Origin of the sequence: Zobellella taiwanensis (genome assembly GCF_003012795.1) — a bacterium.
In the GTDB taxonomy this organism is placed as follows: Bacteria; Pseudomonadota; Gammaproteobacteria; order Enterobacterales; family Aeromonadaceae; genus Oceanimonas; species Oceanimonas taiwanensis.
Map to the genome: position 1 here is coordinate 19,924 of NZ_PXYH01000001.1, position 26,111 is coordinate 46,034.

The following is a 26,111-nucleotide window of genomic DNA, read 5'->3' on the forward strand; positions in this document are numbered from 1 at the left end:
CCTACTTCTCCCGGGCCGGCTGGATAAACCGCCGGGAAGGGTCGATCAGCACATCCCTGCCCATGAACTCTCGCCCCAGCAGCACGGGATAGAGCATGCGGGTGCGATCCTTGAGGGTGAATTCCACTTCCTTGATCATGCCGCCCAGCTGCACCGGCAACAGTACCACGGGCCGGCGATCCAGCTGCTTGCTGTTGGCCTGGCGAATTCTCACATAGCGGCTGAGAGGAGCCTCGAGCCGCACCTGGTGATGTTGGTGGCTGAAGCTGAAGCGCACATGGCGCCGCCCGTCCCGCTCGAACTCCTCGATCTCGGTCGCGCTCATGGACGAGGTTTTGGCGCCGGAGTCGATACGGGCCTTGACGTTGTCGCCAAGTGCCGGCAGCCACAGCCATTCGACCCGGCCCAGCAGCCATTGGTCGGCGATTTTGACACCGTCCTCGCTCTTGGCCTGAGCAAATCCGGTCGGGGTTAACATACTCATCATCAGTACCAGTAAACAGATCCGTTTCATCGGCACACTCCTCGGGGCGGCAACGCCAGGGGCGCTATCTTACCCATGGCGGGCATGGGCGCAATGGGCCGGGGAGCAAAATAATCCCAATTATACCCTGATATCGGCGCCGGCTCAGGGTATGCTTTGCGGTTTTATCCTGGCTGGACGACATCTATGGACTGGGATCCCGACTTTACCCATCTCAACCCCATCCTCGGCCAACTGGCGGGGCTGATCGCCCTCGACCTGCCGGCCTGGCCGGACCCCGCCGAGCTGAGCCGCCGGCTGGCACCCTCGGGCCTGCGCTTTATCGACGATACCCGCTTCGCCGCCCTCGGCTGCTATTACGAAGAGGCCGTGGCCCGGGGCGAAGTGCCCACCCGGACGGCCAACTGGCACGATATGTTCGGCGCCGTGATCTGGCATCTGTTCCCCCACACCAAGTCGCTGCTCAACCGGCTGCACATGGCGGACATCGCCCGCCAGGGCGCCCGGCAACGGACCCCGAGGCGGGACAGGATCACCCATTTCGACGAATGCGGCCTGGTGCTGGCCGTACCCGACGCCGCCGAGGCGGAGGCCCTGCTGCACGCGCACGACTGGCACGCGCTTTTTATCGGCCAGCGGGCCCGCTGGGGCCGGGACTGGCAACCCTTTATCTTCGGCCATGCCCTGTACGAGCAGGCCCTGGCGCCCTTCATCGGCCTGACCGCCAAGACGGTGGTGCTGGAAATGCCGGCGGACTTTTTCGCCCTGCCCCGCGCCGGACGTTATCGGGCGCTGGACCGGCAACTGGCGAGCGAGCTCGATGCCCGCGCCCTGTTCGACCGGCCCCGCCCGCTGCGGCCCTTGCCGCTGCTCGGCATACCCGGCTGGTGGCCGGACAACGAGGATCCCGGCTTTTACCACAACCGGGATTATTTCCGCCCCCGGCGGGAAGGATGATTTACCCGCCGTTTTTACTTACACTTGGCGCCCTGCCGACCGAGAGGATGATGTGATGTCCGGGCACGATCCCGTTTATGATCTGAAATTCAAACCCCGCTACCTGCACCCCCGCTACTGGCCCACCTGGCTTGCCATCGCGCTGCTGTGGCTACTGGCCTGGCTGCCGGTACGCCCGCGCGACGCCCTGGCCGGCGCCTTTGCCCCGCTGCTGGTCCGGCTGGCCAAAAAACAGTGTTATATCGCTCGCACCAATCTCAGGCTGTGCTTTCCCGAGCTGGACCAGGATGCGGTCGAACGGATGCTGCTGGCGTCGGTACGGGCCGGGCTGATGGGCTTTTTCGGGTACGGCGAATGGACCGCCCGCAGCAAGGCCTATCTGCAAAACCGTTTCCGGATACAGGGCCGGGAACACCTGGACGCCTGCCTGGCGGCGGGCGACAAGATCATCTTCATGATCCCCCATACCTGGGCCATCGACGCCGGCGGCCTATATCTCAACTCCCTCGGCCTGCCCATGTGCACCATGATGCACAGCGCCAAGAACGAGGTGTTCGACTGGTTCATCAACCGCCAGCGCGCCCGCTTTGGCGGCATCGTCTACGAGCGGGACGCGGGCATCAAGTCGGTGATCAAGACCATCAGGGACGGCAAGCACTTTTTCTACCTGCCGGACCAGGATCACGGCCGCGACGCCAGCCTGTTCGTGCCCTTTTTCGGCGAACTCAAGGCCACCCTGCCGGCCCTGCCCAAACTGGTCAAGCTCACCGGCGCCCGGGTGTTGCCGGTCCTGAGCGTGTACAACACGGCACAACACTGTTACGAACTCATCGTGCGCCCGCCCATGGCCCCCTATCCCACCGGCGATCTGACCGCCGACACCCGGGCCATGAATGCGGAAATAGAAGCCCTGCTGACCGACTGGCCGGAGCAATACATGTGGTTCCTGAAGTATTTCCAGACCCAGGTGGACAGCCGGGAAGGACGCTACGAGGCGGGCATTCGCCGCATCAGGGGGCGGGGATGAACGGCTGGCTTGACTATCTCGGCCTGGTTGCCCTCGGCCTGGTGATCCTCTGGGCCGTGGCCCGTCTTGACGACAGGCTGGCGGCGCGGGAGAAAAAGCCGCCCGCGGGCGGCTGACTCCCCGGGATCAGCCCGGAAACAGCAGGAACTTGGCGCCCACCAGCAGCAGGAATACCGCGAAGGCGCGCTTGAGCGCCACCGCCGACAGCCGGTGTGCCAGGATGGCGCCGAAGCGGGCAAAGGGCATGCTGGCCAGGCTGATGCCGATCAGCGCCGGCAGGTAGACATAGCCCCAGGCTTCGGCGGGCAATCCCTGGTGCTGCAGGCCGTGCACCACATAGCTGAGCGCCCCCACCAGGGCGATGGGAAAGCCGCACACCGCCGACACCGCCACCGCCCGCTGCATGGGCACGGCGCACCAGCTCAGGAAAGGCACCGTCAGCGAGCCGCCCCCGATACCGAAAATGCCCGAGGCCCAGCCGATCACCCCGCCCACCGCCGCCTGCACCGGCTTGCCCGGCAGCCGGCCGCTGCCGCTCGGCATCAGGTTGAACATCATCTGTGCCGCCATCAGCCAGGCGAACAGGCCGATCACCCGCTGCAGTTGCAGGCCCGACATTTTGTCGGCGGTATAGCCGCCAAGCCAGGCCCCCACCACTATGCCCGCCGACAGCATGGCCGCCAGCCGCCAGTCGATGGCCTTGCGGCCATGATGGGTATGAATGGCACTGAGGGAGGTGAACATGATGGTGGCCAGCGAGGTGCCCACCGCCATGTGGGCCACCAGATCGCCCCCTATGCCCTGCAATTTGAAGCTGAAAATCAGCACCGGCACGATAATCAGGCCGCCGCCAACCCCGAACAGGCCGGCAAGGGTGCCGGCAAAGGCGCCAAGCACCAGGTACATCAACCAGGTCATATCCCGTCTCTGAAAATGGCAAAGGCCATAAGCTACCCAAGGCGGCGGCAAAAGCCAACCGCCTTGTGGCGGCGGCTCAGAGCAGCTCTATCTCCAGCAGCACCACTTCCTGGTCGCTGTCGTTGATCACATTGTGCTCATTGCCCTCGGGACGAAAGTAGGTTTGCCCGGGTTGCAGCTCGAAGTGATGCTCCCCTTCCGGGGTTTGCAGGCGCAGCCGGCCGCCGGTCATCTGCACAATGACGTAGTCGTGGGGGTGGCGGTGCCAGCGGGTTTCGCTGTGAGGCGGGAAACGCAGCTCGGTGACCCGAACCCGGGACTCTTCGAGCTGGATCCGGCCGGTTACCTGCTGCAGTTCGGTGTTGCACATGTCATCGTTCCGGCTATGGGTGAAGACGCAGTATAGGAAACCCCGCCACGAAAAACTGCGGCCCGAGCCGCAGTTTCAATCGAAACCGGATTTAGCTTACAGCCGATCCCGGCCCAGGCTGATGACCACCCGGCGGTTGCTGTCGCGCCCTTCCGGGGTGCCATTGTCGGCGATGGGCCGGCGCTCGCCGTGGCCGTACAGGGAAATGCTCTCCGCCGGCAGGCCCAGTTCCATAAAGCGGGCCTTGATCGCCTCGGCCCGGCGCTCCGACAGCTGTTTGTTGTGGTACTCGGTACCGAAACTGTCGGTGTAGGTGTTGATCACCACCTCGTCGATGTCGGGCGCGGCGCGCACATATTCGGCGATCATCGCCAACCGCTGGCGCGAATGGGGGGTCAGCTCGTCGGCATTGTTGACGTAGTTGAGCACGCTGAAGGCAATGTCTTCAAAACCGTAGGGCAGCAGGTTGTGCTGGCAGTCGAGGAAGGCGGCGTAGCGGGCGCGGAAGTTGACCGACGACAAGCCCACGCCGGTGGTCTGATCCCGGCGATACCAGTCGTCGAAATAAAAGGTGGGCCAGCGCCCCTGGCTCAGCTCGTCGAGCATCACCCAGGCCGACTGCTGCTCCACCAGGGCGTCGAACTGCTGATAAAAGGTCACCCGGCTCAGGTCGCGCGCCGCCCGGCCCGGCTGCCAGTGGGGCGACTCGCTTTTGAGCGACGCCGACTGGGTGCGCGGCTGGCCGCGCAGGGACTGGAGTTCGAACACCAGGTTGATGTTCTTGCCGGCGCGGCTGACGAAGGCCCCGGTGCCGAACCCGGGAATAGGGTGCTCCAGCCGGCATTCGACCGCCGAGTCGGCGGTGATCCGCCAAAGGGATTGTTCGATATCCGCGATATAGGTCCGGGGCAGGGCCCAGCTTGCCGAGCTCAGCACCACCCCCGCTACCACAGTAATCATGCGCACGCCAGCTGCCTCCTGTTGACCGTTAGGCTGGTTATCGGCGCGCGCGCGCCGAGCTTTAGCGCTTTATCACGCCACCCCGAAGGCCTGGCCGTGGGCGCGGATATCGCGCACCAGGGCCGCCTTTTCCTCCGGCGACAGCCAGCAGGCCTCGACGCTGTTGAGCGCCATCTGCAGCAGCTCGCCGTCACTGGCACCCAGGCCATCCTGCAAGGCCTGGTAGTTGGCGTTCATGTAGCCGCCGAAATAGGCCGGATCGTCGGAGTTGACGGTCACGCATAGGCCCTCGGCCAGCAGCGTCAGCATGGGGTGATCGGCCATGTCCTGCACCACCCTGAGCCGAAGGTTGGACAGGGGACAAACGGTAAGGGGGATCCGCTCCCGCGCCAGCCGGCGCATCAGCGCCGGATCCTGGGTCGCCGCCACGCCATGATCGATACGCTCCACCCGGAGCAGGTCGAGGGCATCGCTGATGTAGCTGGCCGGCCCTTCCTCCCCCGCGTGGGCCACCAGCCGGTAACCCTGCTCCCGGGCCAGGGCGTACACCCGGCTGAACTTGGCCGGGGGATTGCCCCGCTCCGAGGAGTCCAGGCCGATGCCGGCCAGCAGGTGGCGGAAGGGCTCGGCCTGGCGCAGGGTGTCGAAGGCCGCCTCTTCCGACAAATGACGCAGGAAGGACATGATAAGCCGGCTGGACAGGCCCCATTGCCGCTGCGCCTGCTCCAGCGCCCGGTGGATGCCGCCCACCACCACTGCCAGGGGAATGCCCCTGTCGGTGTGAGCCTGGGGGTCGAAAAAGATTTCGGTGTGGCGCACCCGCTCCCGGTGCACCCGCTCCAGGTAGGCCCAGGTCATGTCGAAATAGTCCTGCTCGGTGCGCAGTACCTGCATGCCGAGGTAGTAAAGATCGAGAAAGGACTGCAGATCGCGAAAATCGTAGGCGGCCCTCAGGGCGCTTTCATCGGCGTAATCCAGGGTGATACCATTGCGCCTGGCCAGGGCAAACACCATTTCCGGCTCCAGGGTGCCTTCGATGTGAAGATGCAGTTCCACCTTGGGCAATTGTTCGATAAATGCGGACATGACCATACTCCTTTGCTGCCGGACCAGTTGATATAGTGTAAAGATAACAAAAATTTAACCACAGCCCGGTTAAAAACATAACCCCCAGGTCAAATTTTTTAACCGTCCGCTCGACACAGGGATCCGATCTTGATGACCGCCTTGCTAACACGCCTGCTCGGCTGGCTGGCCGTGCTGCTGATACTGCTGCCGCTGCTGCTGACCCTGCTGTACCGCTATGTGCCGGTGCCGCTCACGCCGTTGATGGTGATCCGCCTGTTCGAGGGAGAAAGCCTGCACAAGGACTGGCAGCCCGGCCCGCGCATTTCGGCCCAGCTCAAGATGGCGGTGATCGCCGCCGAGGACAACAAGTTCTGCCGCCACCGGGGCTTCGACTGGCAGGCCTTCGCCGACGTGCTCGACGAATTCCGCAGCGAGGGCCGGCTGCGCGGCGGCAGCACCATTACCATGCAGACCGCCAAAAACCTCTATCTCTGGCCGGGGCGCAGCTACACCCGCAAGGCGCTGGAAGCCCTCTATACCCCCATGCTGGAACTGATCCTGCCCAAGGAGCGCATCCTTACCCTGTACCTCAATATCGCCGAATTCGGCCCCGGCATCTACGGCGCCGAGGCGGCGGCCCAGGCATATTTCAATACCTCTGCCGCCGGCCTCAACCGCCAGCAGGCCAGCCTGCTGGCGGCGGTGCTGCCCAACCCGCGCCAGTACAATGCCGCCCGCCCCTCGGCCTATGTGGAACGGCGCGCCGGGGTGATCCGCCAGCGCATCAACCAGCTCGGCCCCTGGCTCGGCTGTATCCGCCCATGACAAAACCCCTCCCCCCTGTCATGAATCTGTCATATGCTGCGCTGACAGTGGGAACCAACGCCGGCACAGGCCAGGCGACAAGGAGAGCCAATGCATAAAAACAACATTATCTGCGACATCGACGGGGTCATACTGCACAACAACGATCTGATCCCCGGTGCCGACCTCTTTATCCGGCGGGTACTGGAGCAGCAAATGAATCTGTTGTTCCTTACCAACTACCCGGCCCAGACCCCGAAGGATTTACAGAACCGTTTCTATTCCGCCGGCATCGAGGTGCCGGAGAGCTGCTTTTACACCTCGGCCATGGCCACCGCCGACTTCCTCAAGCGCCAGAGCGGCGAAAAGGCCTATGTGATCGGCGAAGGGGCCCTGATCCACGAGCTGTACAAGGCCGGCTTTACCATCACCGACATCGATCCGGATTTCGTGGTGGTGGGCGAGACCCGCAACTACAACTGGAGCATGATCCAGATGGCGGCCAAGTTCGTGGCCGGCGGCGCCCGCTTTATCGCCACCAACCCGGATACCCATGGCCCGCACATGCACCCGGCCTGCGGCGCCCTGTGCGCCCCCATCGAGCGGATGACCGGCAAAAAGCCCTTTTATGTGGGCAAACCCAGCGCCTGGATAGTGCGCGCCGCCCTCAACCACATGGACGCCCATTCCGAAAACACCCTGATCGTGGGTGACAACCTGCGCACCGACATCCTCGCCGGCTTTCAGGCCGGGCTGGAAACCATACTGGTCCTGACCGGCGTCAGCCAGGTGGCGGACATCGACAAGATGCCCTTCCGCCCCCAGCACGTGTTCGCCTCCGCCGTCGATATCGACCTGTTCTGAGCCGGCGGTTACACTGGGCAAAGCCATCGGGACCGCCGCTCAGGGCGGTCCCCCGGAACCGGAAACCACGCCGCCATGCTTGAACATACCCTGGTACAACTGCTGCTGTTGCTCGGGCTCACCGTCTTTGTGGTGCTGCTGTTCCAGCGCCTGCGCATTCCTCCCAGCCTCGGCTACCTGCTGGTGGGGGTGCTGCTCGGCGCCCATACCGCCGGCCCCGTGCTGGAAGAAAATTACATCAAGCTTATTGCCGAATTCGGTATCGTCTTTCTGCTGTTCACCATCGGCCTGAGCTTTTCCCTGTCCCAAATCTATGCCCTGCGCCACCTGATCCTCGGCCTGGGCACCGCCCAGGTCGCGCTGACCACGGCGGTGGTCGCCCTGTTGTTGTGGGGGCTGGGGCTGGACGGCATTACCGCCTTTGTCATTGGCGCCGTCTTCGCCCAGTCCTCCACCACCCTCATCAGCAAGCAGCTCGGCGAGCAGGGCGAGGATCAGACCCGCCACGGCAAGCTCGGCACCACGCTGTCGGTGTTCCAGGACATCACGGCGGTGCCCTTCGTCATCATCATCCCCGTGCTCGGCGTGGCCGGCGCCCAGCAGGTGGCGGGCGCGCTCGGCATTGCCCTGGTCAAGGCCCTGGCCGCCTTTGCCCTCGTCTTCCTGGTGGGCCGCTACCTGCTGCGCCGCTTTTTCCACCTGGTATCGGAGCAGCGCTCCGCCGAACTGTTTACCCTGACCGTGCTGTTCGTGTCGCTGATCGCGGCCTGGACCACCATGAGCCTGGGCCTGTCGATGGCGTTCGGCGCCTTCCTAGCCGGCATGATGCTGGGAGAAACCGAGTTCCGCCATCAGGTAGAGTCCACCATCCGGCCCTTTCGCGACGTGCTGCTGGGGCTGTTTTTCGTCAGTATCGGCATGCTGGTCAACCCCGCCCTGCTGCCGGATATCTGGCTGCAGGCGCTGCTCGGCGCCGCCGCCCTGCTGCTGATCAAGCTGGTGCTGGTGACCCTGATCGTGCGCTGGGCGCGGGTCGACCTGCCCACCGCCTTTCGCACCGGCATGGTGCTGGCGGTGGGCGGCGAGTTTGGTTTTGCCCTGCTCGCCATCGCCCTGGAGGCCAGGGTCATCGCCCCCCTGCCGGCCCAGGTCGCCCTGACGGCGGTGCTGTTTTCGATGATACTGGCGCCCTTTCTGATCCGCTTCAACCAGCCCCTGGCCAGCCGGCTGTTCAGCCACCCGGCAGCGCAAAACCTGCCCGAGCCGGGCCAGGAGCTGCCCGGGGGCAACCGGCTGGACCGTCACGTCATCATCTGCGGTTTCGGCCGCATCGGCCAGATAGTGGGTCATTTCCTGGAAAACGAGCATATCCCCTACCTGGCGCTCGACCTCGATTCCCGCCGGGTCAGGGACGCCCGCCTGTCGGGCGAGCCGGTCTTTTTTGCCGACTCGGCGGATCCGGCGGTTCTGGACGCCGCCGGCGCCGAGCGGGCCCGGCTGTTGCTGATCAGCCACGACGATCTCAGCGCCGCCCTCAAGACCCTGTCCTTCGTGCGCCGCTACCACCCCGAGCTGCCGGTGATGGTACGCACCCGCGACGAAACCCACGTGGAGGAGCTGCGCGCCGCCGGCGCCACCGAGGTGATCCCGGAAACCCTGGAAGCAGGCATGATGATGGCCTCCCACGCCATGCTTTCGCTGCGGGTACCGCTGCACAAGGTGGCCGGCTATATCCAGCAGCAGCGCACCAGCCGCTACCAGATGATGAAGCAGCTGTTCCCGGGCTCCTCCGGGGTGCTGGAAGAAAACGCCGATGTGCACGCCGACCGGCTGCAGCCGGTCCGGCTGCCGGCCCACAGCCCGGTGCTCGGCCAACGGCTGGCACAGCTGGAGCTGGCCGGCCAGGGCGTGATGGCCACCGCCCTGGTACGGGACGGCCGCCGCCAGCTGTCCCCGGGCCCGGACACCGAACTGCGCGAGGGCGATGTGCTGGTGCTGTTCGGCAGTCCGGACGAACTGGAGCCGGTCAGGGCCCGCCTGGCGGGAGACGGCGCCGATTGAGGGCGGGCGCCGATTGCCGCCCGCGCATTGACATTGGGGGGATGGAACACCACTATATCGTCTTCTTTACGCCCGCCCGACAACAACAGTAAGCGCATCATGGATCCCGTTTTCATTGCCATTGCCTTCGGCTGCGGCCTCGCCGTTCACCTGGTCAGGCTGCCGCCGCTCATCGGCTTTCTCGCCGCCGGTTTCGTGCTCAATGCCATGGGCTACCAGCCCAACCCCACCCTGGACACCCTGGCCAACCTGGGCGTCACCCTGCTGTTGTTCAGCATCGGCCTCAAGCTCGACCTCAAGACCCTGTTGCGCCGGGAAGTCTGGGGCACCGCCTCGGGACATGTCGTGCTGTCGACCCTGCTGTTTACCGGGGTGCTGCTGGCGGTGAAGGGCCTGGGCTTTGCCCTGGCCCAGGAGCTGGCATGGCAGCAGGCGGTGCTGATGGCCTTTGCCCTCAGTTTTTCCAGCACGGTGTTCGCGGTCAAGGTGCTGGAAGAGCGCAGCGACATGAACACCTTTTACGGCCGGGTCGCCATCGGCGTACTGGTCATGCAGGACTTGTTCGCGGTGGCCTTCCTTTCCGCCTCCGCCGGCAAGCTGCCCAGCCCCTGGGCGCTTGGCCTGCTGGTGCTGCTGCCGCTGTTGCGTCCGCTGTTTTATCGTATCCTGGAGCGGGCCGGCCACGGCGAGCTGCAGACCCTGTTCGCCGTGTTTCTGGCGCTGGTGGTGGGCTACGGCGGCTTCCAGCTGGTCGGACTCAAGGGCGACCTGGGCGCGCTGATTATCGGCATGATGCTGGCCCCCCATTACAGCGCCCCGGCCCTGGCCAAGTCCTTCTTCAACATGAAGGAGCTGTTCCTGGTCGCCTTTTTCCTCAATATCGGCCTCAACGGCATGCCGACCCTAGACAGCCTCTGGGTGTCGGTTGTCCTGCTGCTGGCGCTGCCCCTGAAAAGCCTGCTCTACTACCTGCTGTACAAACACTGCTATCTGCGCCCGCGCACCTCGCTGCTGGCCACCTTCAGTCTCAGCAACTATTCCGAGTTCGGCCTGATAGTGGCCGCGCTGGCGGCCCAGCAGGGCCTGCTCAGCAACGACTGGGTCATCGTCGCATCGCTGGCCCTGGCCCTCTCCTTCGTCGCCTCGGCCCCCCTCAACGCCAACAACGAAAACCTCTATCGCCGGATGATGCATAGGCTCAGGCCACGGGATGCCGCCCGGCTGCACCCGGACGACATGCCCATCCAGCTCGGGGATGCCCGGGTGTTGATCATCGGCATGGGCCGCATCGGCCAGGGTGCCTATATGGAACTGGAAAAACACCGGGGAGCCGGCAAGCTGCTCGGCATCGATTCGGACGAGAAAAAGGTCTCCCTGCTGCGGGAGCTGGACATCAATGCCATCAAGGGCGATGCATCAGACTCGGATTTCTGGGACAAGGCCAATATCGGCAGCCAGCTGGAATATATTTTCCTCGCCATGCCCAATCACGCCGGTAACCTGTATGCCCTGGAGCAAATCCGCCACACCGACTTCCGGGGACGGGTAGCCGCCATCATCCGTTATCCGGAAGAAGGCGCCCAACTGCGCGAGATGGGCGCCGACGACATTTTCAATATCTACGAGGAGGCGGGCAGCGGCTTTGCCCGCCATGTCATCGAAACCGCCGGGTGAGTGTACCGGGATTAGGGATTAGGGATTAGGGATTAGGGATTCTGTACCGAAAACGTTGACCACTAACAGGGCCAAGCCCATCCTGCCGGTCCCCAGTCCCCAGTCCCCAGTCCCCGCGGTTCAGTGTCCGCCCTCGTCCTTGCCGTAGGGATAGCGCACATGGCCAAAGCGGATCACCAGAATCGCCAGGGCCAGCACCAGGGCGGCGCCGGCCACGGTGATCAGCCGCCAGTTGTCCATGCCCTTCATGTCGAGGATCAGGTAACGGGCCAGGGCGACAATGGCGATATAGAGCGGAATGCGAATGGGCAGCTTGCCCGAACGCAGATAGATGGCCACCATGGCCAGCACTTCCAGGTAGATGAACATCAGCAGCAGATCCGCCAGGGTCACCGTCCTGTTCTGCCACATGGTGTTCACCTCTATGCCCACCGCCACCACGGTGGCGATAGCCACGATGATAAGGCCGACATGCTGCAGGGCGTCCAGTACCCGGCTGCCCAGCATTCTGTTGTCACTCATTGCGCTCCGCTCCTTTTTTGATGCACGTTTTTGATGCCGTGGGAGGCGCCTGCCGTCCCCTTCGGTGTTATGCAAACTCCGGGCCGGTATCCGCCCTTGTCCGCGGCCGGCCGGGCTCCTATAATACCCGCTGCCCTTCGGTTAGAGCTTATAAAAAATTATACTTTTATGAAGTTTTTGAATAAAGCGATGACGCCACCCTAGCCTTCAGGCCCTGCTTTTTGCCGCCTCCCGCGGTGTCCCTGCTCGTTCCATGCGAGCGCTTTGTCTTGCCCGAAAACTTGAATCCCGTACCGCTGCGACCGCCCTTGGCGCCGGCCTGGTATGGACTGCATTTACCCACAACCTTGGAACAACAACAATGTTACCCAGTATCAAGCAAACCTGGTTCTCGAACATAAGGGGAGATGTGCTCGCCGGCATCGTGGTCGCCCTGGCCCTGATCCCGGAGGCCGTGGCCTTCTCCATTATCGCCGGGGTCGACCCCAAGGTCGGCCTCTATGCCTCTTTCTGTATCTGTGTGGTCACCGCCTTTATCGGCGGCCGCCCGGGCATGATCTCCGCCGCCACCGGCGCCATGGCCCTGCTGATGGTCACCCTGGTGCGCGACCACGGCCTCGAATACCTGCTGGCCGCCACCCTGCTGTGCGGGGTGCTGCAGATAGTGGCCGGCTACCTGAAGCTGGGCGAACTGATGCGCTTCGTGTCCCGCTCCGTGGTCACCGGCTTCGTCAACGCCCTGGCTATCCTGATCTTCCTGGCCCAATTGCCGGAGCTGACCAACGTGACCTGGCACGTTTACGCCATGACCGCCGCCGGCCTCGGCATCATCTATCTGCTGCCGCTGGTGCCGGTGGTGGGCAAGCTGCTGCCCTCGCCCCTGGTATGTATCGTGGTACTGACCATAGTGGCCATGGTTTACGGCATCGATATCCGCACCGTGGGCGACATGGGCGAGCTGCCGGACAGCCTGCCGGTGTTCCTGTGGCCGGAGGTGCCGCTCAACTTCGAAACCCTGGCCATCATCTTCCCCTACTCCCTGTCGCTGGCGGTAGTGGGCCTGCTGGAGTCGATGATGACCGCCACCATAGTGGATGACCTCACCGACACCAAGAGCGACAAGAACCGCGAATGCAAGGGCCAGGGCGTGGCCAATATCGCCACCGGCCTGCTGGGCGGCATGGCCGGCTGCGCCATGATCGGCCAGTCCATCATCAATATCCAGTCCGGTGGCCGTACCCGGCTGTCCACCCTGGTGGCCGGTGTGGTGCTCCTGGTAATGGTGGTCTTCCTCGGCCCCTGGGTATCACAGATCCCCATGGCCGCCCTGGTGGCGGTGATGATCATGGTGTCCATCGGTACCTTCAGCTGGGGCTCCATCACCAACCTTAAAACCCATCCCAAGAGTACCAGCCTGGTGATGATCGCCACCGTGGTGGTGGTGGTCTTTACCCACAACCTGGCTTACGGCGTGCTGGTGGGCGTGCTGCTCAGCGCCCTGTTTTTCGCCAACAAGGTGGGCCAGATCCTCTATGTGGGCTCGGAAAAAATCGACGACAACAGCCGCGAATACAAGGTGGTGGGCCAGGTGTTCTTTACCTCCGCCGAGCAGTTTATCGCTTCTTTCGATTTCAAGGAGGTGATAGGCCATGTGCGTATCGATCTCAGCCGCGCCCATTTCTGGGACATCACCGCCATCAGCGCCCTGGACAAGGTGGTGATCAAGTTTCGCCGGGAAGGCACCGAAGTGGAAATGATCGGCCTGAATGAGGCCAGCGCCACACTTGTGGACCGTTTCGCTGTTCACAACGATCCGAAAGCAGTAGAAAAGCTGATGGGCCACTAAGAGAGGAATGACCATGACCACCAATGTACTCGCCTGTATCGACGGCTCCAGCCATGCCACCACAGTGTGCGACTGGGCCTGCTGGGCCAGCCTGCGCCTGGCGGCTCCGCTGAGCTTTATCCATGTGCTGGATCGGGAAAACCAGCAACCCAAGGGCAACCTGAGCGGCAGCATTGGCCTCGGCAGCCAGGAGCAGTTGCTGGAAGAGCTGGCGGCGCTGGACGAAAAACGGGGAAAACTGGCCAAGGAGCAGGGCCGTATCATGCTCGACGCGGCCCGCGCCCGCGCCATTGAAGACGGGGTGAGCGAGCCCGCCACCCTGCAGCGCCACGGCGCCCTGGTGGACACCCTGGTGGAGCTCGAGCCCGACACCCGGCTGCTGGTGATTGGCCGCCAGGGCGAAGCCTCGGCCTATGCCCACCTGGGCAGCCATGTGGAACAGGTGATCCGTGCCCTGCACCGCCCCATTCTGGTGACCCTGGGCGAATTCGGGGCCCCACAAAAGATCATGCTGGCCTTTGACGGCAGCGCCACCACCCGCAAGGGCGTGGAAATGCTGGCCCAGAGCCCGCTGTTCAGCGCCCTTGAACTGCACCTGGTGCTGGCCGGCGCCGACACCGACGACAACCGGGCCCAGCTGGAATGGGCGCGGCACCGGCTGGAGCAGGCCGGGATCACCGCCGTGACCGCCATTGTGCCCGGCGAAGTGGACCAGGCCCTGTCCCGATACCAGCAGGACAACGGCATGGATCTGATGGTGATGGGTGCCTATGGCCACTCCCGCGTCCGCCAGTGGCTGGTGGGCAGCACCACCACCGCCATGATCCGCGCGACCCGCGTGCCGCTGCTGGTGCTGCGCTGAGCTCCCGCCCGGCCTGAGCCGGGCGGACTCATTATTCGGGCGCGCACTCGGTCCGGTTACGTCCCGCCGCCTTGGCCCGGTAGAGCGCCTCATCCGAGCGCTTGAGCGCCTGGCGGATCCCGCCGGCGTCGCCCGCCCACCGGGCCAGCCCCAGGGAAATGGTCATCCGGCCCACCACCGGTACCGGCTGCCCGGCCACCTGGCGGCGCAGCCGCTCGGCCACCTCTAACGCCGGCGCCAGTTCGGTATCCGGCAGCAACAGCAAAAATTCCTCGCCGCCACTGCGGCACAGCAGATCCCCCTTCCTCGCCTGGCTTTTCATCAACTGCGCCAACAATCCAATCGCCTGATCGCCCACATCGTGGCCAAAACGGTCGTTGACCTGCTTGAAATGGTCGATGTCGAGGGTGATCAGCGCCACCGGTCGGCCGGCGAGCTGCAGGCTTTCCAGCGCCTGCTCCAGGCCACGCCGGTTGAGCAGGCCGGTGGGGGCGTCCGTGTGGCTGTCGGTATGCAACTGGCTTATCCTGTCGTTCATCAGTCCGGCTCCCTTGAGGATGGCGCGCTTGAGCCGGGATGCCTCGAAATACCAGGAGCGGATGGCGGAAATCCGCCCGAGCGCGCCGGGTTGATCCATCACCCGGGCGCTTTGGGCCAACTGCCACAGGGGCCGGGAAATAAACAGGGCCGACAGCCAGATGGCCGACAGGGTCAGCAGCCCCAGCGGCAGGATGCGCATAAACACCTCCAGCATCAGGCCGTCCAGCCCGGCCAGGGTATCGGCCCGGGGCCGTTGGGCCACCACGCCCCAGCCCGCCCGGGTAACCGGAGCAAACCCCGCCAGCATGTCCACGCCCTTGCTGTTGCGCAGGGTCTCGGCGCCCAGGCGCCCGTCCAGCACCGCCTCGATCACGGGATTGCCGGTGATGTTCTCCCCCACCCGTTCGGCCTCGGGATGGTAGATAAGGGTGCCGTTGCGATCCACGACATAGAGGTGGGAGCCGTCCTGGTGGAAATGGCGCTCGAGTACATTGGCCAGGATATTGCGCTCGCGCAGGTAGATACTGCCGGATATGTAGCCCAGGTAGTTGCCGTCGGCGGTAAACACGGGGTGGGAAATGGCCAGGATATAGTTGCCGGAGGGGGACACGAAGGGATCCGTGACCAGTGGCCGCTTGGCGTTGAGCGACTGCAGGGCGTTGGGCGACGACAGCCGCAGTCCCTTCACCCCCAGGGTGTCCGGCGAAGCGGCGAGGATAACGGCGTTGGCGCCCACCACCACCACAGAATTGAAGCTGTCGGTCTGCTGGTGCAGCCGGCGGGCTTCCGCCATCAGGGCCTGCTCGTCGTCCATCTTGTCCCTGAGCAGGTCCGCACTGTAGGCCAGCTGATCCTGGGCCGCCTTGAGCACAATATCGGTGGTCTCCGCCAGCTTGGCGGCATAGGCCCGGTTGGCCGCCAGGCTGTCGCGGATCAGCAGGGCCCTTTGTACCTCGTAGCTGGCGTAAAAGCCGTTGGCCAGGGTGACCAGCACACTGATCACGGCAAGGAACAGGATCAGGCGGCGCAAATCCAGTTTCAGCAGGCAGGAAAAATTCATCGGAAAGCCAGGACCCTGTGGCAGCGACGGCCGACCGTCGGCCATGATGGGCTGACTCTAATGGAATCGGCAACCGAAAGCAAAACACCGGGCCGCCCGGACGGTCTCGCTTTTGCGCAAACTGTGCTACAGTGCCACACGAATCGGAGCCCCCGCGATTCTTTGTTTAAAATCAGTAACCTGTCAGGATGAATAAAGATGAGCAGCAATGTATTGGCCGGCATCGACGGCTCCGAACACACAGCGGCGGTCTGCGACTATGCCGCCTGGGCCGCCGACCGGCTGTCCGCTTCCCTGGTACTGTTGCACGTGCTGCACCGGCCCGAGCCGATAGTGCTGGTCAACCTCAGTGCCGCCACCAGCCTGGATGCCCAGGAACAGGTGATCGACGAACTGGCCGCCCTCGATGAAAAACGCCTGGAGCTGGTGCGCGAACGCAGCCGCCTGATCCTGGGGCAGGCCACCGCCCGGATCGAGGCCGCCGGCTATCCGGCCCCCCGCGCCGTTCAGCGCGAAGGCCGCCTGGTGCAGGCCCTGGCCCGTTATGACGATTACGCCGAACTGCTGGTGCTGGGTCGTCAGGGCAGCGGCCACGCCGGTTGCGACCACCGGCTGGGCAGCCATGTGGAACAGGTGATCCGCACTACGGAGCGGCCCCTGCTGCTGACCCTGGGCTCGTTCCAGCCGCCCCGGCGGCTGATGCTGGCCTTCGACGGCAGCGCCACCAGCGAGAAGGGCGTGGCCTGGCTGGCCGGCTCGCCGCTGTTCGCCGGGCTGGAATGCCATCTGGTGATGGTGGGCGAGGACGAGCCCGGCCGCCGGGCATCCCTGGCCCGGGCCGCCCGCACCCTGACCGACGCCGGCCGCTCGTGCACCACGGCGCTGCTGCAGGGCAAGGTGGAATCCTGCCTGCTCGACTACCAGCGCCAGCAGGACATCGACCTGATGCTGATGGGCGCTTACAGCCAGTCGCGCCTGCGGGAATGGCTGCTCGGCAGTACCACCCACCATATGCTGGCCCAGACCGGCGTGCCACTGCTGATCCTGCGCTAACTCGGCGCCAGGCCGGGCACAGGGCCCGGCCTGCATGGCCTGACGAGCGGGGCCGGCTGCCCCGCCCGGCGTTTAGACCACGCCCTGGCTGCGCAGGTAATCCTCGTAGCTGCCGCTGAAGTCGCGGATGCCGTTCTCATTCAGCTCCAGGATGCGGGTGGCCAGGGAGGAAACGAACTCCCGGTCATGGGACACGAACACCAGGGTGCCCTGGTACAGTTCCAGCGCCATGTTGAGCGACTCGATGGATTCCATGTCCAGGTGGTTGGTGGGCTCGTCCATCACCAGGATATTGGGCTTTTGCATCATCAGCTTGCCGAACAGCATGCGGCCCTGCTCGCCCCCGGACAACACCCCCACCTTCTTCTTGATGTCGTCCTGGCTGAACAGCAGCCGGCCGAGCACGGAGCGAACCGTCTGCTCGTCGTCCCCTTCCTGCTGCCACTGGCTCATCCATTCGAACACGGTAAGATCGGTGTCGAAATCCACCGCGTGATCCTGGGCATAGTAGCCGATACGCGCATTTTCGGACCACTTCACCAGACCCTGATCGGGCTCCAGCTCACCCACCAGGGTCTTGACCAGGGTGGATTTGCCGATACCGTTGGTACCGAGAATGGCGATGCGTTCGCCCACTTCCACCAGCATGTTCAGGCCCTTGAACAGGGGAGAGTCACCATAGCCCTTGGCCAGGCCTTCCACCTCCAGCACGTTGCGATACAGCTTTTTCTCCTGCTCGAAACGGATAAAGGGGTTTTGCCGGCTGGACGCCTTGACCTCTTCCAGCTTGATTTTTTCAATCTGCTTGGCGCGGGAGGTAGCCTGGCGTGCCTTGGACGCATTGGCGCTGAAGCGGGCCACGAAGGATTGCAGCTCGGCAATTTGCGCCTTTTTCTTGGCGTTGTCCGACAGCAGCCGCTCCCGGGCCTGGGTGGCCGCCAGCATGTAGTCGTCGTAATTGCCCGGATACACCCTCAGCTCACCGTAATCCAGATCCGCCATATGGGTGCAGACGCTGTTCAGGAAGTGGCGATCGTGGGAAATGATGATCATGGTGCTGTCGCGCTGGTTGAGCACCTCTTCCAGCCAGCGGATGGTGTTGATGTCCAGGTTGTTGGTGGGCTCGTCGAGCAGCAGGATATCGGGATTGGAAAACAGCGCCTGGGCCAGCAGCACCCGCAGTTTCCAACCCGGGGCCACCTCGCTCATGGGGCCGTTGTGCTGCTCCAGGGGAATGCCCACGCCCAGCAGCAGTTCGCCGGCCCGGGCCTCGGCGGTGTAGCCGTCGAATTCCGCTACCCGGCCTTCCAGCTCGGCGGCGCGCATGTAATCCTCGTCGCTGGCCTCCAGGTTGGCGTAAATGGCGTCGCGCTCATGAATGGCGGCCCACAGCTCGCTGTGGCCCATCATCACCACATCCAGCACCCGCACCTCTTCGTAGGCGAATTGATCCTGGCGCAGCTTGCCGATGCGCTCGTTCACATCCAGGCTCACGTTGCCGGCGCTGGGCTCCAGGTCACCGCCCAGGATCTTCATGAAGGTGGACTTGCCGCAGCCGTTGGCGCCGATCAGGCCATAACGGTTGCCGTCACCGAACTTGACGGAAATGTTCTCGAACAACGGCTTGGCGCCGAACTGCATGGTGATGTTGTTGGTGGAAATCAAGAAGCGGACTCACTGTTAACGGAATGGAGAAAGGCGCAGGGCCAGGGGCCGCCAAGGATACCGGCGGCCGGCACAAAGTTCAAAAGGATTAATGGTTGGCCAGCACCGGCATCGACAGCAGCGCCGGCGACGGGCTGAGCGCCACGCACCAGAACGGCAGGCCCCGGGCGGTCCAGTGCTCGGCGGCGTCGTTCATGATGTCGAGCAGGGTCAGCCAGCCCGGATGCTCCCGGCAGGCGAAACGCTCGGCCTGGAGCAGGCCGATCACCAGGCCCCGCTCGCCGAGGGACGGCTCGGTCAAGGCGTCGCTCAGGGCATCCCAGTTGTGGCCAAACCAAGCGGGCAGCTCCAGCGCCCGGGCCAGCTCCGCCAGGCAGCCGGCCTTGGAGGAGGCCATCCCCAGATCTGCCAGGTAAAAGGCCAGCCCCAGCCGCTCCGCCGCCAGCTCCAGCGCCAGTTGGGAGCCGGGCGGAACACAACAGGCACGGGCCGGGCCGGTTTTCAGCAACAAGGTCAGTTCGGCGTCATTCATGGCTTCGCTCCAGTTCCACAAAGCTTTGGTAATGATCCTGGGTATAGTAGAACACCTCGGGCGGATCGCCGCCGGTCACCACCCGCCGCGGCCCCCGGTGGCTCAGGCCCGGCGTGTCCACCGTGTATTCCCGGTAGTAACCCCGGGGCCGGGACGGCAGCAACCCTTCCCGGTTGTAAAAGGTGGTGCCGTCCTGGTGATAGGGAAAGGGACCCCCCTGGTCGATCAGGCGCAGGGTTTCGGCAAGCTGGGGATTGTAGCCGGCATCCTGGCCGCCCGGCCACAGGCCCTGAAGCAGCAGCGCCAGTCCCAGCAGCAGGGCACCGCCGAGCAGGCGCAGGTTAAAACTGCGCCGCCGCCCGCGCCGGGGCATGCTAGTCATCCTGCCCCTCCAGCACCTCGGGGTTGGCGATATTCACCGGACGCCCCTCGGCATAGGCCAGGAGGTTGTCGAAAGCCGCCCCGAAATACAGCTCATAGCCGCCCTGCTCCACATACCCCAGGTGAGGCGAGCACAGCACATTGGGCAGGGCCAGCAGTTGTCGCAGTTGTTCGCCGCCGGGCTCCTGCTCGTAGACGTCGACAGCCGCAAAACCGGGCCGGCCGGCCTTCAGCGCCGCCACCAGGGCGCCCGGCTCGACCAGCTCGGCCCGGCTGGTGTTGACCAGCAGGGCATCCGGCTTCATCCGCGCCAGATCGGCCGCCGTCACCCGGTGGCGGGTCGCCTCGTTCAGCCGCAGGTGCAGGCTCAGCACATCGCTGCTCGCAAAAAAACCCGCCTGATCGGGCGCCGCCATCAGGCCATCGGCCATCGCCTGCCGCCGGGACGCTTCGCTGCCCCACACCTGCACCTGCATGTCGAAGGCCTGGCCAAAACGGGCCACACGCTGGCCTATCTTGCCATAACCCCAGATGCCCAGGGTGCGCCCGGCCAGGGCCCGGCCCAGTCCGAGGTCGCCGTTTTGCTGCCAGTGGCCGGCCTTGAGTGCATCGCAGTAGGGCAACAGCTGCCGGCTGGCGGCCATGACCAGGGCCCAGGTCAGCTCCGCCGGCGCCACCGGCGAGCCTACCCCTTCCGCCAGCGCCACCCCGGCCCGGGTACAGTCGGCCAGCCGGATATGGTTGCTGATTTTGCCGGTCTGGCTGATCAGACGCAGCCGCGGCAGGGCGGCCAGCAGCTCGGGGCCGATGTCGGTGCGCTCGCGGATCAGCACCAGGGCGTCGAAGGGAGCCAGCCGCTCCGCCAGGCGCCGGGGCTCCTGGCAGGTGTCGGTAAACACGGTGACATCGTGGCCGGCCAGGCGGGAGAAACAGGCCAGCCGGCGCACTTGATCCTGATAATCATCGAGTATGGCTATTTTCATGGTGCTTCCTTGTGAATGGGCATAAGCCTGATTTTTTTATATCATGGGGTTCTATTCATTCAGTGCACCCCATGGAGAGACCGGTGACCACCGACCCCCTCACACCCGGCCTGCTGGCCGACATCGACTCCCTCGCCCGGGACACCGGCGAGGCCATCATGGCCATTTACCGCCGGGATTTTTCGGTCACGACCAAGGCCGACCAGTCGCCCCTGACCGAGGCCGATGCCGCCGCCCACCGGCTTATCGCCACCCGGCTGGCCGAGCTCACGCCGGAGCTGCCGCTGCTGTCGGAAGAGGATACCGGGCACTTTGGCGGTGCCGATGCCCAGGGACGCTACTGGCTGGTGGACCCCCTCGACGGCACCAAGGAATTCATTAAACGCAACGGTGAATTCACCGTCAATATTGCCCTGATCGAGCGGGGCCGGCCGGTGCTTGGGGTAGTTTACGCCCCGGCGCTGGAAACCGGCTATGTGGCGGCGCGCGGCCAGGGTGCCTGCAAGGTGCTGGCCGACGGCAGCCGCCATCCGATCCGGGTTGCCCGCCACAACGCCGGCACGCCCTGGCGGGTGGTCGGCAGCCGCTCCCACGGCGGCGAGGAACTGCCGCGCCTGCTGGCCCGGCTGGGCGAGCACGAGCTGGTGCCCATGGGCAGTTCCCTCAAGCTGTGCCTGATCGCCGAAGGCCGCGCCGATCTCTACCCCCGGCTTGGCCCCACCTCGTTGTGGGACACCGCCGCCGCCCAGTGCGTGGTGGAACAGGCCGGCGGCCAGGTACTGCGGCTGGACGGTACCCCCCTCGGTTACGACGACACCGGCCACTGGCTCAACCCCTTCTTCCTGGCGGTGGGCCACAGCGACCAGGACTGGCCGGCCCTGTTCGCCGGCTGAGCCGCTACCGGGAAACCAGCACGTCGCAGGGCGGCGCGCTCAAAAAACTCATGGCCACGCTGCCCACCAGCAGCCGGCTGATCCCCTGGCGGCCATGGGTGCCCATCACCAGCAGTTGAGGTTGCAACCGTTCCACCGCCTGCAGCAGGCAGTCACGCACCTCGCCCGCCATGATTTCGGTATGGATGCGGTTTTGGGCGTCGTCGGCCAGGAAATGGGACATTTCCTCTTTGACTTCCCGTTCGATGCGCGCCTTCTGGTGCGCCATCAGGCTGTCGGTATGCAGCGAATCGTGGCGCAAAAAACCGAGCAGGGGCGGCTCGAACACGTGCACCAGGCTCACCTGGGCCTGGGGTGCCAGCCACAGGCCGGCCTGCAGGGCATGGTGGGAGCTGCGGGAAAAATCGGTGGCCGCCAGCAGGCTGCGGTATGGCTCGCCGCCATCCCGGCCGACCATCAGCAACGGCACTTCGCAGTGGCGCAGCAACCGCTCGGCGGTGGTGCCCACAAACAGATCCTGCATGGGATCGATATGATGGCGCCCCACCACAATCAGATCGGCCTTGAGTTCCAGGGCCTTGCGCGCCAGTACGCGATCGGGCTTGCCCAGCAGCACATGCTGCTCGCTGTCGGGCTTGAGCGCACCGGGCAGGCCGTCGAACAGGCCCTGCAGCGCCTGGGTGGCGCCCTGTTGCAGCCGGTGGCGCATGGAAATCTCGACCATGGGTTCGTAGAGGGCAACCGCTTCGTCAATCACGTGGACCAGGTGCAGGGCAGCCTTGAGGCCCACGGCCAGTTCGGCCGCCCGCTTGACCACGGCGGCGGAATCGGGGCCCAAATCGATGGCGGCAAGCAGCGTTTTCATCTCGGTATTCCTTGGCAGACAGGGGCTGGGCGAGGCCGGCGGCGTCACCCGGACATTCTTGAAGCATTCCCGCTTTTACCGGGAAAATCAAATATAACCGTATCCTTTTCAGGTCCTTGGCAACAGTGGCAGGCATTTGATTTTCCAGCCCACCGGCTTTGGTTTACACTATCGCCCCTTCAGGCTTCACTTTTTCGGAAAATCGCGTGTTAACAGCAGAAATCGCCATGCGCTGGCTGATGGCCGGCCATATAGACCACTACATTTGTGAAAACTGTCATGGCATTCACCTCTCGGAGCTGCAGGAGCTGGAGGGGGTGCTGGAAAGCCGGCTGTTCGTCGAGCATGAAGACGCCATCCTCACCACGGAAGTGGAAATCCGCCCCACCGCCTTGCTGATGCTGGTTGCCGACCTGGGCCGGCTGAACATGAACTACCCCAGCCTCAAGGTGTTTGTCGATATCGTCGACGACAACCTGCCCCGGCTGATTGTGGCCGACTACCTGCATACCCAGGCAGGGATGGAGCAACACCAGTTCCAGTGGATAGTGCAGCAGACCATGATGGCCACCCAGCAACTGGTGCAGGAGCTGGCAGAGCTTGGCTACCTGATGCAGGATGAACCCCAGAAATCCCCCTCGGCTGTTCATTAAGCCCCCAAACTGCACACGGAAAAGGCAGTCGCACCCGGGGCGGGGAAAAATCCTTGAACAAGCCCCGGCAAGCCGTTAGATTACGCACCGTTCCCGAGCGGAACCGGTGAAGGTAACACCGATATAAAAAAACACCGCAACAATTTGGTGAGGTGTCCGAGTGGCTGCCAAGAGGCAAAGCCTGGGCAAAAGCACACAGCGTGCTGCGTCAGCCCGAGGACCCCAATCCGAAAACGAAAAGCCGGTGAAGGTAACACCGATATAAAAAAATACCGCAACAAATACCGCAACAATTTGGTGAGGTGTCCGAGTGGCTGAAGGAGCACGCCTGGAAAGTGTGTATACGGCAACGTATCGAGGGTTCGAATCCCTCCCTCACCGCCAGATTGAAACCCCGAGCAGAAATGCCCGGGGTTTTTGCTTTGCGCCATTCCGGCTGTCCCGACAGCGCCGCTTTTCCTGACGTGCAGTTTTTCTTTCTGGCGGCCCGCCGGCAATGGGTGTACATAAGCGCTCCAACTGGAGGGTTTACCACTTGAATACCGAGCTGCAGCTTGAACAGACCTTTGACGAGGTGGTCGACGCCATCGCCGGCCCCGGCATCGGCATTTTTCCCCGCTTTCTCGACACCACCCGCGTGGCCGCCCTGCGCCGGGACTTCGCCGCCCTGACCCCCTGGCAACTGACCCCCGCAGGCATCGGCCGGGATCAGGCCCACCACACCAACGAACGCATCCGCACCGACAAAACCCGCTGGCTCGAGGGCGACAGCCCGGCCCAGCGCGACTACCTGGCACTGATGGCCGCCCTGCAACGGCAGATGAACCGACAGCTGTTTATGGGACTCAAGGACTATGAATGCCACTATGCCCGCTACGACGAGGGCGACTTCTACAAAAAGCACCTGGATGCCTTTCGCGGCCGCGGCAATCGCCGCGTCACCACCGTTGTCTACCTCAATGAGGACTGGCGGGACCACGATGGCGGCGAGCTGCTGGTCTATGCTGAAAAGGGCAAGGAAGTGCTGCACCGGGTGCGCCCCGAGGCCGGCACCCTGGTGTGCTTCCTGTCGGAGCAGTTTCCCCACGAGGTACTGCCCGCCCGTCGGGCACGGCTGAGCATTGCCGGCTGGTTTCGCATCGACGATCCCGTCGCGCCGGCCGTGCTGTTGTAGCGGGCCGGCCGTATCGGACAAGCAAAGCCAACAAAACTTCAAAAAATGCCAGAAAATTAGCCTGAATTTTAGTTTTTTATCAAAAATTCACCTTTATATTATCGATAATAAAGCAAAGGCGCTTTTTCTATGGATTATTCATATTTTGGCTTTGCACGCGGCGCCGACTCTGGCAACCTGAGTTCATTCATGCAGATCAACATGTTAAGGACAGCCCCATGTGCTCCATCTTCGGTATTCTTGAACTCAAATCCGATCCCGCCGCCCTGCGCAGCCGCGCCCTGGAATTATCCAAGCTGTTGCGCCACCGGGGCCCCGACTGGTCGGGTATTTACAGCAACGACAAGGCCATACTGGTGCACGAGCGGCTGGCCATCGTCGGCCTGGACAGCGGCGCCCAGCCGCTGCTGAACCCGGCCAGGACCCAGGCCCTGGCGGTGAACGGCGAGATCTACAACCACAAGGAGCTGGAAGCCACCCTCACCTGTGGTTTCGAGTTCCAGACCCAGTCCGACTGTGAAGTCATCCTCGGCCTCTACCAGGAAAAGGGCCCCGAATTCCTCGACGATCTGAGCGGCATCTTCGCCTTCGTGCTCTATGACCAGGAGAACGACGCCTATCTCATCGGCCGCGATCACATGGGCATCATCCCGCTCTACACCGGTTACGATGAAGCCGGCAACTTCTACGTGGCCTCCGAGATGAAGGCGCTGACCCCGGTGTGCAAGACCATCAGCGAGTTCCCCCCGGGCCACCTGCTGTACAGCAAGGAAGGCCAGCCGCGCCGCTACTACCGGCGCGACTGGGAAAGCTACGACGCGGTCAAGGACAACGTCTCCAGCGTGAGCGCACTGCGCGAGGCGCTGATGGCGGCGGTCAAGCGCCAGCTGATGTGCGACGTGCCCTACGGCGTGCTGCTGTCCGGCGGCCTGGATTCCTCCATCATCTCCGCCGTGGCCAAGCTGTACGCCGACCGCCGGGTCGAGGACGACGGCAACAGCGAGGCCTGGTGGCCGCGCCTGCACTCCTTCGCCGTGGGCCTGGAAGGCGCCCCGGATCTGCTGGCGGCCCGCAAGGTGGCGGACCACCTGGGCACGGTGCACCACGAGCTGCACTACACGGTGCAGGAAGGTCTGGACGCCCTCAAGGAGGTTATTTACCACCTGGAAACCTACGACGTCACCACGGTGCGCGCCTCCACCCCCATGTACCTGATGGCGCGGCGCATCAAGGCCATGGGCATCAAGATGGTGCTCTCCGGCGAAGGCTCCGACGAACTGTTCGGCGGCTACCTCTACTTCCACAAGGCGCCCGACGCCCGGGAGTTCCACGAGGAAACGGTGCGCAAGCTCCAGGCGCTGCACATGTTCGACTGCCTGCGCGCCAACAAGTCCATGGCCGCCTGGGGCGTCGAAGCCCGGGTGCCCTTCCTCGACAAGGAATTCATGGACGTGGCCATGCGCCTGAACCCGGCCGACAAGATGTGCGGCAACGGCAAGATGGAAAAACACATACTGCGCGAGGCCTTCAGCGACCTGCTGCCCCACGAGGTGGCCTGGCGCCAGAAGGAGCAGTTCTCCGACGGCGTGGGTTATTCCTGGATAGACAGCCTCAAGGCCATGGTGGAAGAGCAGGTCACCGATCAGATGATGGCCACGGCGGCGTTCCGCTTCCCGCTGAACACCCCGCTCACCAAGGAGGCCTACTACTACAGGTCCATCTTCGAGGGCCACTTCCCCCAGGACTCCGCCGCCAACTGCGTGCCCTGCGGTCCTTCCGTGGCCTGCTCCACCCCCAAGGCGCTGGAATGGGACGCGCAGTGGAAGAACATGGCCGACCCCTCCGGCCGCGCGGTCAAGGGCGTGCATACCCAGTCCTACTGATCATCAAGGCCC

The 26,111-nt window shown here is 64.0% G+C and carries 25 protein-coding genes and 1 tRNA gene; 14 read left to right on the forward strand and 12 right to left on the reverse strand.

Features of this window, described 5'->3' with window-relative positions:
* Position 1: 1 nt before the first annotated feature.
* A complete protein-coding gene (locus tag C7I36_RS00095) occupies positions 2 to 514 on the reverse strand; it encodes an ATP-dependent zinc protease family protein (RefSeq protein ID WP_245879981.1) in 513 nt (170 codons plus the stop codon).
* Between the two features lie 156 nt (positions 515 to 670).
* On the opposite strand from C7I36_RS00095, the gene C7I36_RS00100 reads away from it, so the two are divergent.
* Together C7I36_RS00100 and lpxM are read left to right on the forward strand one after the other, a co-directional pair.
* The gene (locus C7I36_RS00100) at positions 671 to 1,441 is read left to right on the forward strand and encodes a DUF3025 domain-containing protein (RefSeq protein WP_106451719.1); all 771 of its coding nucleotides are present in this window, start codon (positions 671 to 673) and stop codon (positions 1,439 to 1,441) included.
* 55 nt (positions 1,442 to 1,496) lie between these two features.
* The gene (gene lpxM / locus C7I36_RS00105; RefSeq protein ID WP_106451720.1) at positions 1,497 to 2,468 is read left to right on the forward strand and encodes a lauroyl-Kdo(2)-lipid IV(A) myristoyltransferase; all 972 of its coding nucleotides are present in this window, start codon (positions 1,497 to 1,499) and stop codon (positions 2,466 to 2,468) included.
* Positions 2,469 to 2,594: 126 nt separating this feature from the next.
* Here lpxM and C7I36_RS00110 read toward each other — a convergent pair whose 3' ends face one another.
* The 4 genes from C7I36_RS00110 to C7I36_RS00125 all read right to left on the reverse strand — a co-directional run bounded on the left by C7I36_RS00110 (position 2,595) and on the right by C7I36_RS00125 (position 5,802).
* Positions 2,595 to 3,386 (reverse strand): sulfite exporter TauE/SafE family protein, encoded by a 792-nt coding sequence (locus C7I36_RS00110; protein ID WP_106451721.1) that lies wholly within the window; start codon positions 3,384 to 3,386, stop codon positions 2,595 to 2,597.
* A 76-nt stretch (positions 3,387 to 3,462) separates the two neighbouring features.
* Positions 3,463 to 3,756 carry a cupin domain-containing protein gene (locus C7I36_RS00115; RefSeq protein ID WP_106451722.1) on the reverse strand — a complete coding sequence of 98 codons (294 nt, stop codon included), beginning with the start codon at positions 3,754 to 3,756 and terminating at the stop codon, positions 3,463 to 3,465.
* Between the two features lie 96 nt (positions 3,757 to 3,852).
* On the reverse strand, positions 3,853 to 4,716 hold the full coding sequence (locus C7I36_RS00120) for a flagellar protein MotY (RefSeq protein WP_245879988.1): 864 nt from the start codon (positions 4,714 to 4,716) through the stop codon (positions 3,853 to 3,855).
* Positions 4,717 to 4,788: 72 nt separating this feature from the next.
* Positions 4,789 to 5,802, reverse strand: coding sequence for an adenosine deaminase (locus tag C7I36_RS00125; protein ID WP_106451724.1), 1,014 nt, complete (start codon positions 5,800 to 5,802; stop codon positions 4,789 to 4,791).
* A gap of 132 nt (positions 5,803 to 5,934) precedes the next feature.
* Here C7I36_RS00125 and mtgA point away from each other — a divergent pair, with 132 nt between their 5' ends.
* The 4 genes from mtgA to C7I36_RS00145 all read left to right on the forward strand — a co-directional run bounded on the left by mtgA (position 5,935) and on the right by C7I36_RS00145 (position 11,187).
* On the forward strand, positions 5,935 to 6,609 hold the full coding sequence (gene mtgA / locus C7I36_RS00130; protein ID WP_106451725.1) for a monofunctional biosynthetic peptidoglycan transglycosylase: 675 nt from the start codon (positions 5,935 to 5,937) through the stop codon (positions 6,607 to 6,609).
* A 90-nt stretch (positions 6,610 to 6,699) separates the two neighbouring features.
* Positions 6,700 to 7,452, forward strand: a complete 753-nt coding sequence (locus tag C7I36_RS00135; protein ID WP_106451726.1) for an HAD-IIA family hydrolase — start codon at positions 6,700 to 6,702, stop codon at positions 7,450 to 7,452.
* Positions 7,453 to 7,527: 75 nt separating this feature from the next.
* Complete coding sequence (locus C7I36_RS00140; protein WP_106451727.1) at positions 7,528 to 9,513, forward strand: cation:proton antiporter domain-containing protein; 1,986 nt, start codon at positions 7,528 to 7,530, stop codon at positions 9,511 to 9,513.
* 99 nt (positions 9,514 to 9,612) lie between these two features.
* Entirely contained in the window at positions 9,613 to 11,187 is a 1,575-nt protein-coding gene (locus tag C7I36_RS00145) for a cation:proton antiporter family protein (RefSeq protein ID WP_106451728.1), read from the forward strand.
* A 120-nt stretch (positions 11,188 to 11,307) separates the two neighbouring features.
* Here C7I36_RS00145 and C7I36_RS00150 read toward each other — a convergent pair whose 3' ends face one another.
* A complete protein-coding gene (locus C7I36_RS00150; RefSeq protein WP_106451729.1) occupies positions 11,308 to 11,709 on the reverse strand; it encodes a phosphate-starvation-inducible protein PsiE in 402 nt (133 codons plus the stop codon).
* Between the two features lie 361 nt (positions 11,710 to 12,070).
* Between C7I36_RS00150 and C7I36_RS00155 the strand changes: the two genes are divergently transcribed.
* Positions 12,071 to 13,555 carry a SulP family inorganic anion transporter gene (locus C7I36_RS00155; RefSeq protein WP_106451730.1) on the forward strand — a complete coding sequence of 495 codons (1,485 nt, stop codon included), beginning with the start codon at positions 12,071 to 12,073 and terminating at the stop codon, positions 13,553 to 13,555.
* A 13-nt stretch (positions 13,556 to 13,568) separates the two neighbouring features.
* Positions 13,569 to 14,417: a universal stress protein gene (locus tag C7I36_RS00160; protein ID WP_106451731.1), complete on the forward strand. Its 849-nt coding sequence runs from the start codon at positions 13,569 to 13,571 to the stop codon at positions 14,415 to 14,417.
* 31 nt (positions 14,418 to 14,448) lie between these two features.
* Here C7I36_RS00160 and C7I36_RS00165 read toward each other — a convergent pair whose 3' ends face one another.
* Positions 14,449 to 16,017 carry a sensor domain-containing diguanylate cyclase gene (locus C7I36_RS00165; protein ID WP_106451732.1) on the reverse strand — a complete coding sequence of 523 codons (1,569 nt, stop codon included), beginning with the start codon at positions 16,015 to 16,017 and terminating at the stop codon, positions 14,449 to 14,451.
* A gap of 198 nt (positions 16,018 to 16,215) precedes the next feature.
* Here C7I36_RS00165 and C7I36_RS00170 point away from each other — a divergent pair, with 198 nt between their 5' ends.
* The gene (locus C7I36_RS00170; RefSeq protein WP_106451733.1) at positions 16,216 to 17,070 is read left to right on the forward strand and encodes a universal stress protein; all 855 of its coding nucleotides are present in this window, start codon (positions 16,216 to 16,218) and stop codon (positions 17,068 to 17,070) included.
* Between the two features lie 72 nt (positions 17,071 to 17,142).
* Here the strand turns inward: C7I36_RS00170 and C7I36_RS00175 are convergent, their stop codons facing one another.
* The 4 genes from C7I36_RS00175 to C7I36_RS00190 form a co-directional block, all read right to left on the reverse strand.
* Entirely contained in the window at positions 17,143 to 18,735 is a 1,593-nt protein-coding gene (locus C7I36_RS00175; RefSeq protein ID WP_106451734.1) for an ABC-F family ATPase, read from the reverse strand.
* 88 nt (positions 18,736 to 18,823) lie between these two features.
* On the reverse strand, positions 18,824 to 19,267 hold the full coding sequence (locus tag C7I36_RS00180; protein ID WP_219899568.1) for a barstar family protein: 444 nt from the start codon (positions 19,265 to 19,267) through the stop codon (positions 18,824 to 18,826).
* Positions 19,260 to 19,649, reverse strand: coding sequence for a guanyl-specific ribonuclease (locus C7I36_RS00185; protein ID WP_106451735.1), 390 nt, complete (start codon positions 19,647 to 19,649; stop codon positions 19,260 to 19,262). Before C7I36_RS00185 ends, C7I36_RS00180 begins: the two co-directional genes overlap by 8 nt.
* Complete coding sequence (locus C7I36_RS00190; protein WP_106451736.1) at positions 19,642 to 20,631, reverse strand: D-2-hydroxyacid dehydrogenase family protein; 990 nt, start codon at positions 20,629 to 20,631, stop codon at positions 19,642 to 19,644. The genes C7I36_RS00185 and C7I36_RS00190 overlap by 8 nt, the downstream gene beginning before the upstream one ends.
* A gap of 83 nt (positions 20,632 to 20,714) precedes the next feature.
* Here C7I36_RS00190 and cysQ point away from each other — a divergent pair, with 83 nt between their 5' ends.
* Complete coding sequence (gene cysQ, locus C7I36_RS00195) at positions 20,715 to 21,524, forward strand: 3'(2'),5'-bisphosphate nucleotidase CysQ (protein WP_281258103.1); 810 nt, start codon at positions 20,715 to 20,717, stop codon at positions 21,522 to 21,524.
* Between the two features lie 4 nt (positions 21,525 to 21,528).
* Here the strand turns inward: cysQ and C7I36_RS00200 are convergent, their stop codons facing one another.
* Positions 21,529 to 22,389 (reverse strand): universal stress protein, encoded by an 861-nt coding sequence (locus tag C7I36_RS00200; RefSeq protein WP_106451738.1) that lies wholly within the window; start codon positions 22,387 to 22,389, stop codon positions 21,529 to 21,531.
* 227 nt (positions 22,390 to 22,616) lie between these two features.
* Here C7I36_RS00200 and C7I36_RS00205 point away from each other — a divergent pair, with 227 nt between their 5' ends.
* The 4 genes from C7I36_RS00205 to asnB all read left to right on the forward strand — a co-directional run bounded on the left by C7I36_RS00205 (position 22,617) and on the right by asnB (position 26,099).
* Positions 22,617 to 23,042: a YbjN domain-containing protein gene (locus tag C7I36_RS00205; RefSeq protein WP_106451739.1), complete on the forward strand. Its 426-nt coding sequence runs from the start codon at positions 22,617 to 22,619 to the stop codon at positions 23,040 to 23,042.
* Positions 23,043 to 23,338: 296 nt separating this feature from the next.
* Positions 23,339 to 23,426 (forward strand) — tRNA-Ser (locus tag C7I36_RS00210).
* Positions 23,427 to 23,577: 151 nt separating this feature from the next.
* Positions 23,578 to 24,216 (forward strand): 2OG-Fe(II) oxygenase, encoded by a 639-nt coding sequence (locus C7I36_RS00215; RefSeq protein ID WP_245879982.1) that lies wholly within the window; start codon positions 23,578 to 23,580, stop codon positions 24,214 to 24,216.
* A gap of 218 nt (positions 24,217 to 24,434) precedes the next feature.
* Positions 24,435 to 26,099, forward strand: a complete 1,665-nt coding sequence (gene asnB, locus C7I36_RS00220) for an asparagine synthase B (protein WP_106451741.1) — start codon at positions 24,435 to 24,437, stop codon at positions 26,097 to 26,099.
* Positions 26,100 to 26,111: the final 12 nt, after the last annotated feature.